The sequence below is a fragment of the Streptomyces hygroscopicus genome, from assembly GCF_026168105.1.
Classification (GTDB): domain Bacteria; phylum Actinomycetota; class Actinomycetes; order Streptomycetales; family Streptomycetaceae; genus Streptomyces; species Streptomyces hygroscopicus_D.
The window spans coordinates 25,924-40,013 of record NZ_LBMW01000006.1 but is presented as its reverse complement, the minus strand read 5'-3'; the positions used below and the strand labels follow the sequence as shown (position 1 = coordinate 40,013).

Genomic DNA, 14,090 nt, shown 5'->3' with positions numbered 1-14,090 from the left:
CACCCTCTCGACGGAGCAGCCATGGCACCAGACCTCAGACCGAACCGTGCGCGACTCATAGCCTTTCGGTCGACGCTGTGCCTCGTCGGCGCGCTGGGGCTGGCCGGCACGACGGCCGAAAGCCTCGCGAGCCCCGGCCCCGCCGACTTCTGGATCTACTTCACGGTCCAGAGCAATCTGCTTCTGACGGTGTTCTTCGCGGCGCTGGTCATGCGTACGGTGCGGGGCGCGGGCCCCGAAGGGGCCTTCCTGGCAGCGATCAAGGGGGCGGTGACGCTCTACATCGTGATCACGGGCACGGTCTTCAACCTGCTGCTCGCCAACCCGGTCAGCCCCTTCTACCAGCAGCAGAAGGAATCGCACTACACGTGGCACAGCGTCCTGCTGCACGTGGTGACGCCGCTGATGGCCCTGCTGGACTGGCGGTTCTTCGGCCCCAGGGGTGCGCTGCACCGGCGCCACGCAGCGCTGTGGCTCGCCTATCCGCTGGCGTATCTGGTCTTCGCTCTGGTCCGGGGCGCCGTGGTGACCACCGGTACGCGCTACCCGTACCCCTTCCTGGACGTCGCGGCTTCGGGGTACGGGCAGGTGAGCGTCAACTGCGTCTTCCTGGCGGGTGCCTTCTATCTGCTGGGCCTCGGCCTCGTCACCCTGGACCGCAGGTACGGGCCGCCTGCCGCCTCCACGGTCGCCGCCGGCGCGCGGCCGGAGCCTGAAGAGGCCCCGGCGGCGGGCGCATCGGTATAACGGGCGCATCGGCACAGGACGACAGCGGCCGGCTGAGGCTTTCTCTACGCAGAAGCAAGTGTTGCTTTGTGCAATACTTAGGGACATGCGGGAAGCGGTGGCCCATGGACCGGACGTCGGCCCGAGCGACGAGGAGATCCGGGCGTTCCAGACAGCCACGCGGGATCTGATCGGCGTCGCGCTGCACAGCCTGGACGAGGCAGGTGAGGGAGTGTCCCTGCCTCAGATGCGGCTGTTGCTGGCGCTGCGTGACCTGGGTCGCTGCCCGTCGTCGAGGGTTGCGCAGGCGCTGGGTCTGGGCGCCTCCTCCATTACGCGTCTGGCGGACCGCCTCGCCGCATCGGGGCATGTGCTGCGCGGCAGCGATCCGCACCATCGCAGTGTGGTCACGCTGGAGCTCAGCGATCGTGGTCGGATGCTGGTCGCCCGGGTGCTCCAGTGGCGGCACGAGGAACTGGCGCGGATCCTGTCGCGGATCGACCCCGCCGTGCGGGCAGGGGCTGCCCGTGCACTCATGGACTTCCACTCGGTCGTGGGTGACGCGTACGCGGCCGAGCTTCCTGGCCCGGTGCCGCTGTGACGCGCGCGACGGCGCCCGGCGCCACGCACGTGGGCGACTTCGGTGTGCGTCCGCGGATGCTGCGCCCGTCGCCCGCGACCTCGCACCTGACCGCCGGCGAGCGCAAGACGCTGCTGGTCTCGGGTGCCGCCGCGGGTATGGCCGCCCGTACTCGAAACCGCCCCGAGTCAGTGCCGAGGAGCCCAGCATGCCGTCTCGCACCCCCCGTTCCATCGCCTCCGACCTGCGCGATGCCCTGCACACCGCGGACGCCCGGCTTCTGGAGGCGCTGCTCCATCCCCGGGTGCTGTGGGTCGGCGCCGGACCCGGCGAACCCCCGCGCCACGGCCGGGCCGAAGTCCTCCGCTGGTATCAGGACCGTCATGACCAGGGCGTGCGTGTGCGTACCGAGGAGACCTTCACCTTCCCCACCGTCGTCGTCCTGGCGCTGCAGATCACCGATCCCGCCATGGCCGGTACCGCAGACGGGCGGCCGGCTCTGTACTACCGGGTCTTTCATCTCTGTCACGACCAGGTCATCCGCATTCGCGACTACACCGAACGCACTCACGCCCTCGCCGCCGCTCACGGGTCGGTGATCCCGGGCCTTGGACACGCTTCGCCCATGTGACGTCCATGGACGCTGGGCCAGAACAGGAGAGATACAGCGGCAATGAACACGACGTCGGCGGCCATGGCCAGCGCCGTCACCTTCGTCTGGCTCGGGATGGTACTGGCGATCTCCTTTCTGGAGGCGCCGTTGAAGTTCCGGGCCCCGGGGGTGACGATCCGCGTCGGACTCGGCATCGGCCGGATCGTCTTCCGCGCGCTCAACCTCGTCGAGGTCTTCCTCGCCATCGTCGTGACCGGCGCTCTGTCGCCATCGGCACCCCCTCCGCGGCCGTTGTCACGGCCGGAGTGATCGCCGCGGCCGTACTGGTCCTGCAGCTCGCAGTCGTCCGTCCGCGTCTCAACCGGCGCTCCGACGCCGTCCTCGCAGGCGAGGACCCCGCGCTGCGGCGCTCTCGCGCCCATCTGTACTACGTCGCCCTGGAGATCGTGAAAGTTCTGTCCCTGCTCGCGCTGGGCTGCGCCGTCCTGGCCGGGTGAGCCGCCCGATCCGCCGGTGGCGGCGCCACCACACCGTCTGGCGCACATCACGGCGGTCCGTACCTGCGCGGCCTGAGGGCTCGAGGAGAAAGCCTCGGCTGCAGGAATGGCCCACCCGCTTTCACGGTAGCCGTACCTGTGAGGCTGCCGGCCGGAAACCGGGCGGCCGACGGCACAGATGGGGCCCTGGAGGACATCATGGCCATGGCCAAGGACGTCAGATATCGCCGTGTCTACGAGGAAGCCTCGCCCGAGGACGGCGCGCGGGCACTGGTGGACCGGATCTGGCCGCGCGGGCTGCGCAAGGACGACGCCCACCTGGACGCCTGGCTGCGCGACGTCGCCCCGTCGACCGAGCTGCGCCGCTGGTACGCCCACGATCCGGACCGCTACCCGGAGTTCCGCAGGCGCTATCTCGCCGAACTGAGCGACCCCGACCACGAGCAGGCGCTGCGCGAACTCGACGAACTCGCTCGTCACGGCCGGGTCACTCTCCTTACCGCGACCCGCGACGCCGACCACAGCCAGGCCGCCGTCCTGGCCGATCTGCTGTCGGGCGCCGGCCGCGCGTCGGCCTGAGGCGTCAGCCGGAGACGGCCTTCGCCCAGCCCCGGGCCACCGTCGCCTTGGCCTTCTCCACTTGCGCGTCCGTCGGGAACTGAGGCGTTCCCTCGACCGTCGGCAGCCGTGCGGCGGAGGTCTCGTTGAGGGTGCCGTCCGTCCTCATGGCGTCCATGAGCACCGGGCGGGCGTAGCCGTTGAGCCGGAGGTTCTGGCCCTCTGGGCTGAAGAGGTACTCCTCCCACAGCCGGGCAGCGGCCGGGTGCGGGGCGTTCTTGTTGATCGCCTGCGCGTAGTACTGGGCGAAGCTGCCGTCGAAGGGGATCGCGACCTGCAGGTTCACGCCCTTGCTGCGGAACTGGTCGGCGTAGCCGAGGTTGACGTAGTCCCAGTTGATGCTGATCGGCGTCCGGCCGTCCTCGACGGCTGCGGCGCTGGACTCCAGAGGGTTGAAGTTGCCGTTCTTCTTGAGCTCGCCGAAGAAGTCGAGACCGGGCTGGATGTCGTCGAACGACCCGTTGTTCGCCAGCGCGGCCGCGTAGACGCTGGAGAAGGCGGTTTCCGACTTGGTCGGGTTGCCCTCGAGCGCGACCTTGCCCTTGTAGCCGGGCTTCAGCAGATCGGCGAAGGTCTCGGGACAGGGCTTGACCCGGTTGGCCTCGCAGCCGATGGAGATGTAACCCCCGTAGTTGTTGTACCACCGGGCCCCCGGGTCCTTCTGACTGCCGGGGATCGAGTCGTACGCGGCTACCTTGTACGGCGCGAGCAAGTTCTGCTCCGCCGCTGTTCGCGCGAACGTATCGCCAACATCGATCACGTCCGGGGCACCCGGCCGCTTCCCGCTCTTCCTCAAGGCGTCGATCTCGTCCTTGCTGTGGGCCAGCGGTTCGGCAACCGTGACCCTGATCCCGTACTTCTTCTCGAAGCCGTCGATCAGGCCGCCGTAGTCGGCCCAGTCACGCGGGAGCCCGATCGTCGTGAGCCTGCCCTCCTTTTTCGCTGCGGCGATCAGCGCGCCCATGCCGCCCGCGTTCTGAGCCGAGGTGGCCACCGACGGCTTCCGGGGTCCGGCGGTCGGTGTGTTCTCGCAGGCACTCAGGCCCAGTGCCACGAGGGCGCAGCAGCCGAAGACGGCCGCTGCTCGGGCACTGGGTGCGGTCACGACGGCTCCAGAAGGTGGGGATGTGGGACGAGGGTTGTCACCTGTTGTTGCGGGGAACGTCGGGTCATCGGAGCCAACGAACGGTGCCGCCGTGCTGCCCCGCGCCGTGCCGGGGTGCGGGCCGCCATGGTCACCGCGCGATGGCCTGCGCGGCGCGTCCGTGGTCCGGTAGCCCGCGGGCCGCGGCACTCCAGCCTGCGCCCACGCGGTCCGGCCGACCGCCGACAGCACCGAGCGGTCCGAAGCGACGAGTCCTGCGCCGTGCCCCCTGGCCTCCCAGGTCTACTGCGTCGACGAAGTGGTCATCGAGGCCAGAGTACCCGGCTGCATCGATGGCGGAATCCCACCGGGGAAGTCGGCGACCGGCGTCGTCCCACGGCGGAACCGCGGCCATCGTGTGCCCGGGCCCGGGTCTCGCCGGTGCGGCACGCCGGGCGGCCGCTACCAGCTCGGGCGGCGTGCGCGACCCCCTCACAGTGCGGTGTCGTCCCACTGGCCGAGCAGGATCTCGCCGAGCTCTTCCCCCTCCGGCGTGGCGTCGGCGTGGAGGGGTTGCTCCGTCCAGATGACTTTGCCGTTGGGCGTGTAGCGGGTGCCCCAGCGTTCGGCGAACTGGGCGACCAGGAAGAGCCCGCGCCCGCCCTCGTCGGTGACGTTCGCCCGGCGCAGCCGCGGTGAGGTGCTGCTGCCGTCGGAGACCTCGCAGATCAGGGCGCGGTCGCGCAGCAGCCGGACCGTGATGGGCTCGGCGCCGTAGCGGATGGCGTTGGTGATCAGCTCGCTGAGGATGAGTTCGACGGTGAAGGCGATCTGCTCCAGGCCCCACTCCGTGAGCCGACGGGCGCAGGCGGCACGCACCGGGGCCACCTCCGCCGGGTCGCGGGGCACGTGCCACTCGGCGATCTGCGCGGGGTCGAGTCGGCGGGTGTGGGCCACCAGCAGCACGATGTCGTCCTTGGGCTGGGCGGGCAGCATGGCCTCCATCACGGCCGCGCACGTGGCCTCCGGGGTGCGATAGGGCCCGGCCAGAGCACGGCGCAGAGCCTCCAGGCCGGCGTCCAGGTCGCGGCCTCGGTCCTCGATCAGGCCGTTGGTGTAGAGCACCAGCCGGGAACCCTCGGGCACGGTCAGCTCGGCACACTCGAAGGGCATGCCGGCGCCCAGCCCCAGTGGCGGGGAGACGGGCACCGTGGGGAAGCCCACGGTCCCGTCGGGATGGACCACGGCCGGCCCCGGATGGCCCGCGGTGGCGATGACCAGCCGCCCGGAGGTGGGATCGTAGACGGCGTACTGGCAGGTCGCCCCGGCGATCCCCTGCCCGTCCTCCCCGACGGTGGCCTCTTCGGCGTCGATCTGGTCCACCAGTTCGTCCAGCCGGCCCAGCAGCTCCTCCGGCGGCATGTCCAGTCCCGAGAAGTTGTGAACTGCGGTACGCAGCCGCCCCATGGTCGCCGCGGCGTGCAGGCCGTGGCCGACGACATCACCGACCGCCAGCGCCACCCGGGCGCCGGACAGCGGGATGACGTCGAACCAGTCCCCGCCCACCCCGGCCTGGGCCGGCAGGTAGCGGTAGGCCACCTCAAGGGCGGCCCGCTCGGGGAGCCCGCGTGGCAGCAGGCTGTGTTGCAGCGTGACGGCCATGGTGTGTTCGCGGGTGTAGCGGCGGGCGTTGTCGATGCACACCGCCGCCCGGGCGGCCAGCTCCTCGGCGAAGGACACGTCCTCGTCCTCGAACGACGGGGAGTCGCTCGCCCGCCAGAAGTCCGCCATTCCCAGCACCACCCCGCGGGCCCGCAGCGGGACCACGAGCATGGAGTGGATGCCGTGCTCGAGGATCCGCCGGGCACCTTCGGGATTCTGGGCGAGCCAGCCTTCGGAGGTGCTCAGGTCCCTCACCAGGACCGACCGGCTGTCGGCCATGCCCGTCGAGACGGGGTGGGTGGCGAGGAACGGGATCAGCTCGCCGACGGGATAGAAGAGCTGGTCCCCGTCGACACCCGCGATCGCGGTACGGCGCAGTTCGGTGGTCGCGGCGGAGGACTCCTCACCGCGCAGGACCGGGTCCAGCAGCTCGACGGTGACGACATCGGCGAACCGGGGCACCGACACCTCCGCCAGTTCCTCGGCGGTGCGCTTCACATCGAGCGTGGTGCCGATCCGTACTCCGGCGTCGTACAGCAGTTGCAGTCGTTCGCGCGCTCCCTCGGCCCGGCCGGACAGAGCGCGCAGTTCGGTGGTGTCCCGCAGCGTCACCACGCTGCCGGCCGGTCCGTGAGGGGCGATGAGCCGCTTGTTGACCGCAAGGAGACGGTCGGCCGCCAGGTACACCTCGTCAGTGGCCAGGCGGTCGGAGGACAGCAGCTCGGCGAGGCCCTCGTCCAGTCCGAGATCGGTGAGGTGGCGCCGCTCCGCGTCCGCCGGCAGGTCCAGCAGCCGCCGTGCCTCGTCGTTGACCAGCAGTAGCCGGCCATCACCGTCGATGATCAGCACTCCTTCCCGCACGGCGTGCAGGACCGCGTCGTGGTGCTCGTACATCCGGGTCATCTCGGCCGGGCCCAGGCCATGGGTCTGCCGCTGCAACCGGCGGCTCACCAGGCCCGACCCGGCTGCCGCGATGAGCAGGGCCCCGGCAGCTCCGCCGAACAGCACCCGCAGCTGCTGGTTCACCCTGTGCTGCACCTTCTCGACCCTGACGGGGGAGGAGACGATGGCGACAACCGAACCGTCGGGAGCCTTCACGGGGACCGCGGAGATCACGGAGGGTCCCAGGGACCCTTGGAAGGTCCTGGTGAACGGCTTGCCGGCCGCCGCCTCCGCGTAGGGTCCGATGACGTGTTTCCCGATCTGCCTCGGGTCGCTGTGGGTGAGGGTGATCCCATCCAGCCTGTACACGATGATGGCGTCGACGCCCGCGGCCTTCCGGGCCGCCTCGGCGTGCGGCTGCAGCACCGCGGTGGGGTCGGGGCTGTTCAGCGCGGCGACGATCCCCGGGGAGTGCGCGAAGGTCTGTGCCGCGGCAAGCGTCCGGTGCCGTGCGTCCGCCATGGTGTCCCGTCGAGCCTGCACGACGAGAGCCACCAGGGCGGCGGCGACGAGCAGCACCACGACCGCCAGCTGCAGGAGAAAGACCTGACCGGCGAGACTGCGCACGTTCAGCAGGGAGCGCAGGCGACGCGGCAGCGGCGGCGGCTCTCCTTCCCGAGGCCGACCGCGCTCCTTCCCCCGACGAGGATGCCGACCGGGACCATGGATCCTTCTGCCCATATCGGACACCCAACGCCCGGATCGACCCGAGAATCGGCGCATATACCATTTCTATCGTTTCTGGGTCACCAACCACGAGGCGGGGCGGGCGGAGCCCTGCACCAGTGAATGGGCGGAAGGTCACGGAGCCCGCGCCCTCACCACGGGGACGGGAGAAGGCCGTACTGGCAGAGCCCAGGCCTCCCTCTTCCGCCGCCGCATCCAGGCAGGCGGCCCTCCGGGCGCATACACGGCGGGTATCTCGTAGGTTGGTTCTCGTAGGCCGGGGTTGGTCGGGTCTCGTGGTTCAGGGCTGCAAACGGTCGCGTTCGCAAGATCGGCAGGATCGCGCGTGACGACACCGGATATCGATTTCAGCGCGTTTTTCGCCGCCACGCCCAGTCCGTACCTGGTGCTGGATGCGGAGCTGGTGATCTGCGACGTCAACGACGCCTACATGAAGGTCACGGGGCGGGTCAGGGAGGACCTGGTCGGGCGGTACCTCTTCGATGCCTTCCCGGAGCATCCGGCGGCTCCCGACGGGGGGCGCAGTTTCAGGGACTCGCTGCAGCGGGTCAGGGCCTCCGGAGAGGCGGAGACGGTGGTACTGCAGCGGTACGACATTCCCGTCGCCGACCGGCCGGGTGAGTTCGAGGAGCGGTGGTGGACGGCGATCCGCACCCCCATCCTGGACTCGGAGGGCACCGTGCGGTGGATCATCGAGCAGGTTGACGATGTCACGGCGTTCGTCAGCTCGCGCCGTGCCGCTCGGACTCGCGGACCGCTCAGCGAGCGGGAGAAGGGGGTGGAGGCCGAACTGTATGCCCGGGCGCGCCAGTTGCACCGGCTGAACGAGGAGCTGCGCCAGGCTCACGCCAACGAGCGCCAGGTCGCCGTCACCCTGCAGGAAGCCATGCTGCGCTCTCCCGACCTGGCCCGGCACCAGGACATCGCCGTGCGCTACCTGCCCGCCGCCGGGTCGCTCAATATCTGCGGCGACTGGTACGACGTGGTCGACCTGCCGCCCTACCGCTACTCCATCGCCATCGGGGACGTCGTCGGCCACGGCCTGCAGGCCGCCGCGGTCATGGGCATGCTCCGCAGCGCCCTGAGCGCGGCCATCCGAGCCGTCCCCAGCCCGGCACAGGCCCTGGAGGTGCTGGGCCTGTATTCCCGGTCGGTCGAAGGAGCGCTGGCCGCCACGGTGGCCAAGGTCCTCATCGACCCCCGCAGCCTTCTGATCATCTACAGCATCGCGGGCCACCCTCCGCCGGTGCTGGCCCACCCCGACGGAAGCTGCGAACTGCTGGACCAGGCCACCGACCCGCCGCTGGGCGCTCGCCCGGATCATGTCCCCCGCCCCCAGGCCGGACTGCCCTACAGACCAGGGGACACCCTCGTGCTCTACACCGACGGGCTCATCGAACGCCGTGACGAAGACATCGATGCCAGCCTGGCCCGCCTGACCGACGCACTGGGCGAGCACAGCACCCTCCCGGTCGAGCAGCTCGCCGATGCGCTGCTGGTCCACCTGGACGTCACCGCCGGCGCCCGCGACGACATCGCCCTGGTCGTCGTCCGGCTGTAGCGCCTCCCCGAGGCACGGGCAGGCCGAGTGCGTCGAAGAGCGTCTCGTCACCCACCGGTCGGCGGGGTACTGCCCGAGGACGTGTTCAGTGCCGGTCGTACACCAGGAGGCCGTCATCCCTCAGTCGGGCGCCGGGCGTGGGCCGATGTTCGGTTGACCGTCCGTCATGGGCCAGGTGCAGCACCGGAGTACGGCGGGCGAGGACCGCGAAGTCGGCGCGATGATCCGCCGGTGGCAGCGCCACCACAGCGTCTCGGCGCACATCACGGCGGTCCGTATGTCCTCGGCGTGCCGCAGGAGGTCGTCCATCGCCGCGGTGAACCGCGGGTCGCGCATGCGTATCCGTAGTTACGCAGTCGCCTGCAGCGGGGGGCTCCTCGCACCACGGGAAAGCCTCGCACGCCCCGGCCCCGCCGACCGGAGGTCTTCCCGGGGCGGCGATGGCCGAAGCACTGCCCACCGAGCGTCGCACGGCAGCCGAGGCCGGCTACTTCACCTCGCCGGTGTCCTGCTCCGTCGTCCGCGGAGCCCGCAGTTCGAGCCGGCCGTTTCCCTGCTCGGGGCGGCCGCCGGTGGTCTGGCCGTTCTGGCTGTTCTGGCCGTTGAGGTTCTGGCGGACCGAGTCCAGGATCGTCAGGCCCTGGGCGACCAGGCCGGCCGCGATCTCGCCGAGACCGTCCGCGCCGTTCAGGACGTTGACGTTGGCACCGGAGAGGCCCCCCGCGGCCTCCTTCACGATCTGCGGGAGCTGGTCGATCAGCATCCGGTCCAGGGCGACCCGGTCGTGCGAGGCCGCGGCCTCCGCCTGGATCTTCATGCGCTCCGCCTCGGCGATCGCGAGGATCCTGACCCGCTCCGCCTCGGCCTCCGCGGGCTTCACGACCTCGGCCACCAGCTGTTGCTGCCGCAGTTTGGCCTGGCGCTGCGCCAACTCGGTCTGGGCGGCGAGCACTTCCTGCTGGGCGTGCGCCTGGGCGAGCGGTCCGGCCTGGGCGGCGTGCGCCTGGGCACGGTCCACCTCGGCCGAGTACTCGGCCTTCACCACGGCGGTCTGCCGCGCGTACTCGGCCTGCTTGCGGGCCGCGTCCTGCTCCGCCTCGGCCGCGGCCTGGTTGGCCTGGGCCTGGGCGATCTGGGCCTGCCGCTGGATGGCCGCCTTGTGCGGCGCGGACATCGCGTCGATGTAGCCGGTGTCGCCGTCGTCGATCGACTGGATCTGCAGCGAGTCCACGATCAGGCCGATCTTCGCCATCTCGGTCTTCGACGTGTCCAGCACCTCGGCGGCGAGCTTCTGCCGCTCGGTGACGATCTCCTCGACCGTCATCGAGCCGATGATGGCGCGCAGATGGCCGGCGAAGATCCGGCCGGTCAGAACGGACATCTGCTCCTGGTCGGAGAGGAACCGCTGCCCGGCGTTGATGATGCTCTCCGTGTCGTTGCCGACCTTGAACGCGATCACGGCGCGGACGTGCAGCGCGATTCCCTGCCTGGTCACGCAGGTCTCGGTGACCTCGGACTCGCACATCGACAGGGTGAGGAAACGGACCTTGCGGAAGACGGGGAGCACGAACTTGCCGTGCCCCGTCACCACCCGGAACGGCGCGCCCCCCAGGCCCCGCCGCCCTCCCGAGATCAGCATCGCCTCGTCGGGGGCGGGAACGCGGTAACCGAACATCCTCTACTCCTTAGCCGGCGTCGGCGGCATCGCCGCGCAACGTGTCCAACGGATCGCTCCACTCGATGACGTCCACTTCACGGCATCCACGGGAATCGATCACGAGCACTGTGGCCCCGGTTGGCAGGGGCTCTTGCGACCAGGCGAGGAAGGTCTCGGAACCGCCTCTGACCTGCACCAGGATCTCGCCGGGACCGGCGGATCCACGCGTGCCGATGAGCAGTGCCCCCGTGCAGCCGATCACGGCCTCGTCCTGTGCCATCGCCGACTGCCTCCCATCGTTCTGGTCCCTTGGTTCCGACCTTAGACCCACCCTTGACAGGCGCCCACACCCCGGTCGGGCCCTGCCCCGGTGCACGCGCCCGGGCAAGCAGGGAGGGATCCGCCACACAGCGCGCCCGGGTCCCGCTCAGCAGCCGCCACCGGCCCGCGAGCGGACCGGGTACCTGGACTCGCGGTCCGGCCTGCCGAGTCGCCCGCCCGTAGGCGGCGCAGGCACTGTCTACGACGCCCGAGCGCCCCCGGCGGGTGAGGAAATCCAGCACCGAGCCGGCACGGGATCGACGAAGGGGCCGGGCTCTTGACAGCCCGGCCCCTCTGATCTGTATGTATGCCGGATCGGCGACGTGGTGTTGGGTCGACCGCTCACACGTTGAAGCGGAACTCCACCACGTCCCCGTCCTGCATCACATAGTCCTTGCCCTCCATGCGGGCCTTGCCCTTGGCGCGGGCCTCGGTGACCGACCCCGCCTCCACCAGGTCCTCGAAGGAGATGACCTCGGCCTTGATGAAGCCCTTCTGGAAGTCGGTGTGGATCACACCGGCCGCCTCGGGGGCGGTGGCGCCCTTCTTGATCGTCCAGGCGCGGGACTCCTTGGGACCAGCCGTGAGGTAGGTCTGCAGGCCCAGGGTGTTGAATCCGACCCGGGCCAGCGTCGTGAGGCCGGGCTCGTTCTGGCCGACCGACTGGAGGAGTTCGAGGGCCTCGTCCTCCTCCAGTTCGGCGAGGTCCGCCTCCAGCTTGGCGTTGAGGAAGATCGCCTCGGCAGGGGCGACCAGCGTGCGCTGCTCGTCCTTGAAGGCGTCGTCCATCAGCTCGTCCTCGTCGACGTTGAAGACGTACAGGAACGGCTTCGTGGTGAGCAGGTGCAGGTCGTGCAGGAGCGCCGCGCGCTCGGTGCCCTGGACGATGCCGTGGGAGAACAGCGTGTCGCCCTTCTCCAGGATCTCCTTCGCCTCCTCGACGGCCTTCACCTTCGGGGCGACGTCCTTCTTGATGCGGGATTCCTTCTGGAGCCTCGGCAGGACCTTCTCGATCGTCTGCAGGTCCGCGAGGATCAGCTCGGTGTTGATCGTCTCGATGTCGCCCTTCGGCGAGACCTTGCCGTCCACGTGCACGACGTTCTCGTCCTTGAAGGCGCGGATGACCTGGCAGATCGCGTCCGACTCACGGATGTTCGCGAGGAACTTGTTGCCGAGGCCCTCGCCCTCGCTGGCGCCGCGCACGATGCCCGCGATGTCGACGAAGTCAACGGTCGCCGGGAGGGTGCGCTCCGACTTGAAGATCCCGGCCAGTCTGGCGAGACGGGCGTCGGGGACGCCCACGACACCGACGTTCGGCTCGATCGTGGCGAACGGGTAGTTGGCCGCCAGCACGTCGTTCTTGGTCAGGGCGTTGAACAGGGTCGACTTGCCGACATTGGGCAGACCGACGATTCCGATCGTGAGCGACACGTTGCGACTTCCCGTACGTGAGGTTGGAGGACTGGACTGGGCGGTGTGGGCCCGGGTCCGTCAGGAGTGTGTGCGGGCCGATCCACCAGTCTACGGCGTACCTGTCCACACCCCGGCGCCGTATCGAACGCTTGGCCAAGTAGTCGTCAACGGCGTGTCTGAGCCCTCATTCCGCACATAAACCGACCTAAGTTGGTCCAGTGGAGCAACACAGCACGCGACCCCCGCAACACGCACCGCGACGTGGTGCGCCCCTTCCCCCGCAGGGCCGGCGGGGCGCAGCCGTACCCGTACGGGCCGGTGCCAGCGCCCGGCCATCCCCGTCCGGCGCTCCCGGCAGGCCCGAGCCACGGGGAGGCACCGCCGCCGCACGGCCGTCAGGCCGGGCGGGCGGCGTCGTCACCGGGCGTCCGGCCGCCCGACCGGGCGCCGCACCCGTCGTCCAGTCGCTGCGGCGCCTGCCCGGCCCCCGGCTGACCGGCCTGGGCGGCGGGCTGTTCTGCGCGGCCGTCATGGTGGCGCTGGGCTGTCTTGACCGGCTGCTGTTCGAGTCCCTCACGGTGTACGGCGTGCTGTTCCTGCCCGTGGCCGCGCTGACCGCCCTGTGGGTGCGGCGCGGTGATCTGGTGGCCGCGCCCGTGGTGGTGCCGATCGCCTTCGCCGTCGGTCTGCTGACCGTGGCGGAGGGCGACGGCGGCCTCGGCGGGCAGATGGTGGGACTGGTCACCGGCCTCGCCACGCAGGCGGGCTGGCTGTACGGCGGGACGCTCGTCGCGGGCGTCATCGCTACCGTGCGCAGGGTGCGGATGATGCGCCGCCGGGCCGCACAACGCCGCCGGACGGCCTGACCACCCCGGTCCGCGAAGGCCGCGCGCCGTCACTCCCCCTTGGCCGCGCTCATCGCCGCTCCCACGATCCCCGCGTTGTTCTGCAGCTGGGCCGGGACGATCTCGGCCCTGATGCCCTCGATGTGCGGGAGGAACTTGGCGGCCTTGCGGCTGACGCCGCCGCCGATGATGTACAGCTCCGGGGAGAACAGCATCTCCACATGGGCGAGGTACTTCTGCACCCGGCGGGCCCAGTGCTCCCACGTGAGCTGCTGGTCCTCCTTGGCCTTCGTGGACGCGCGCTTCTCGGCGTCGTGGCCGTTCAGCTCCAGATGGCCCAGCTCCGTGTTCGGAACGAGCACGCCGTCGACGAACAGCGCGCTGCCGATACCCGTGCCGAACGTGAGTACGAGGACCGTGCCGCCGCGGTCACGGCCCGCGCCGAACCGCATCTCGGCCACGCCCGCCGCGTCCGCGTCGTTCAGCACGGTCACCGGGAGCCCGTCGAGCCGCTCGCTGAAAAGGGCGCGCGCGTCCTTGTCGACCCAGCTCTTGTCGACGTTCGCCGCGGTGCGGATCGTGGAGCCGCCGGTGACCACACCGGGGAACGTGATGCCGACCGGGCCCGTCCAGCCGAAGTGGCCGACGACCTCCTTGACTCCGTCGGCCACGCCGTCGGGCGTCGCCGGATGCGGGGTGAGCACCTTGAAGCGCTCCTCCGTCAGGTCGCCCCGGTCCAGGTCCACGGGAGCACCCTTGATTCCGGATCCGCCGATGTCCACGCCGAAGATCTGCATGGGCACCACGGTACGTCTTGGGGCCGACAGCCACTTCCCGGCGCCGTACGACCGCCGGAGCCATCACCTCGGCCCGGTCCCGGTCAC

The 14,090-nt window shown here is 70.3% G+C and carries 12 protein-coding genes and 2 pseudogenes; 7 read left to right on the top strand and 7 right to left on the bottom strand.

Annotated elements, in window-relative coordinates:
- The first annotated feature begins 21 nt into the window (after positions 1-21).
- From AAW14_RS08545 to AAW14_RS08525, 5 genes and pseudogenes are all read left to right on the top strand, one after another.
- Positions 22-747, top strand: coding sequence for a Pr6Pr family membrane protein (locus AAW14_RS08545; RefSeq protein ID WP_265561561.1), 726 nt, complete (start codon positions 22-24; stop codon positions 745-747).
- Between the two features lie 85 nt (positions 748-832).
- Positions 833-1,327 carry a MarR family winged helix-turn-helix transcriptional regulator gene (locus AAW14_RS08540; RefSeq protein ID WP_265561558.1) on the top strand — a complete coding sequence of 165 codons (495 nt, stop codon included), beginning with the start codon at positions 833-835 and terminating at the stop codon, positions 1,325-1,327.
- A 187-nt stretch (positions 1,328-1,514) separates the two neighbouring features.
- Entirely contained in the window at positions 1,515-1,937 is a 423-nt protein-coding gene (locus tag AAW14_RS08535) for a nuclear transport factor 2 family protein (protein ID WP_265561556.1), read from the top strand.
- A gap of 42 nt (positions 1,938-1,979) precedes the next feature.
- Positions 1,980-2,416 (top strand): annotated as a pseudogene (locus AAW14_RS08530) (hypothetical protein).
- A 204-nt stretch (positions 2,417-2,620) separates the two neighbouring features.
- Entirely contained in the window at positions 2,621-2,995 is a 375-nt protein-coding gene (locus tag AAW14_RS08525) for a DUF488 domain-containing protein (protein ID WP_265561986.1), read from the top strand.
- A 4-nt stretch (positions 2,996-2,999) separates the two neighbouring features.
- Here AAW14_RS08525 and AAW14_RS08520 read toward each other — a convergent pair whose 3' ends face one another.
- The gene (locus tag AAW14_RS08520) at positions 3,000-4,139 is read right to left on the bottom strand and encodes an ABC transporter substrate-binding protein (protein ID WP_416223274.1); all 1,140 of its coding nucleotides are present in this window, start codon (positions 4,137-4,139) and stop codon (positions 3,000-3,002) included.
- A 471-nt stretch (positions 4,140-4,610) separates the two neighbouring features.
- A complete protein-coding gene (locus tag AAW14_RS08515; RefSeq protein WP_416223273.1) occupies positions 4,611-7,403 on the bottom strand; it encodes a SpoIIE family protein phosphatase in 2,793 nt (930 codons plus the stop codon).
- A gap of 331 nt (positions 7,404-7,734) precedes the next feature.
- Between AAW14_RS08515 and AAW14_RS08510 the strand changes: the two genes are divergently transcribed.
- Positions 7,735-8,970, top strand: a complete 1,236-nt coding sequence (locus tag AAW14_RS08510; protein ID WP_265561552.1) for a PP2C family protein-serine/threonine phosphatase — start codon at positions 7,735-7,737, stop codon at positions 8,968-8,970.
- A gap of 85 nt (positions 8,971-9,055) precedes the next feature.
- Here AAW14_RS08510 and AAW14_RS08505 read toward each other — a convergent pair.
- From AAW14_RS08505 to ychF, 4 genes and pseudogenes are all read right to left on the bottom strand, one after another.
- Positions 9,056-9,303 (bottom strand): annotated as a pseudogene (locus tag AAW14_RS08505) (DUF488 family protein); the annotation flags it as partial.
- A 154-nt stretch (positions 9,304-9,457) separates the two neighbouring features.
- Complete coding sequence (locus AAW14_RS08500; RefSeq protein WP_265561550.1) at positions 9,458-10,645, bottom strand: flotillin family protein; 1,188 nt, start codon at positions 10,643-10,645, stop codon at positions 9,458-9,460.
- Positions 10,646-10,655: 10 nt separating this feature from the next.
- Positions 10,656-10,907 (bottom strand): hypothetical protein, encoded by a 252-nt coding sequence (locus AAW14_RS08495; protein WP_265561548.1) that lies wholly within the window; start codon positions 10,905-10,907, stop codon positions 10,656-10,658.
- 383 nt (positions 10,908-11,290) lie between these two features.
- Entirely contained in the window at positions 11,291-12,379 is a 1,089-nt protein-coding gene (ychF, locus tag AAW14_RS08490) for a redox-regulated ATPase YchF (protein WP_265561546.1), read from the bottom strand.
- 200 nt (positions 12,380-12,579) lie between these two features.
- Between ychF and AAW14_RS08485 the strand changes: the two genes are divergently transcribed.
- A complete protein-coding gene (locus tag AAW14_RS08485) occupies positions 12,580-13,227 on the top strand; it encodes a DUF6542 domain-containing protein (protein ID WP_265561544.1) in 648 nt (215 codons plus the stop codon).
- A 29-nt stretch (positions 13,228-13,256) separates the two neighbouring features.
- On the opposite strand, the gene ppgK is transcribed toward AAW14_RS08485, so the two are convergent.
- Positions 13,257-14,003, bottom strand: coding sequence for a polyphosphate--glucose phosphotransferase (gene ppgK / locus AAW14_RS08480; protein ID WP_265561542.1), 747 nt, complete (start codon positions 14,001-14,003; stop codon positions 13,257-13,259).
- Positions 14,004-14,090: the final 87 nt, after the last annotated feature.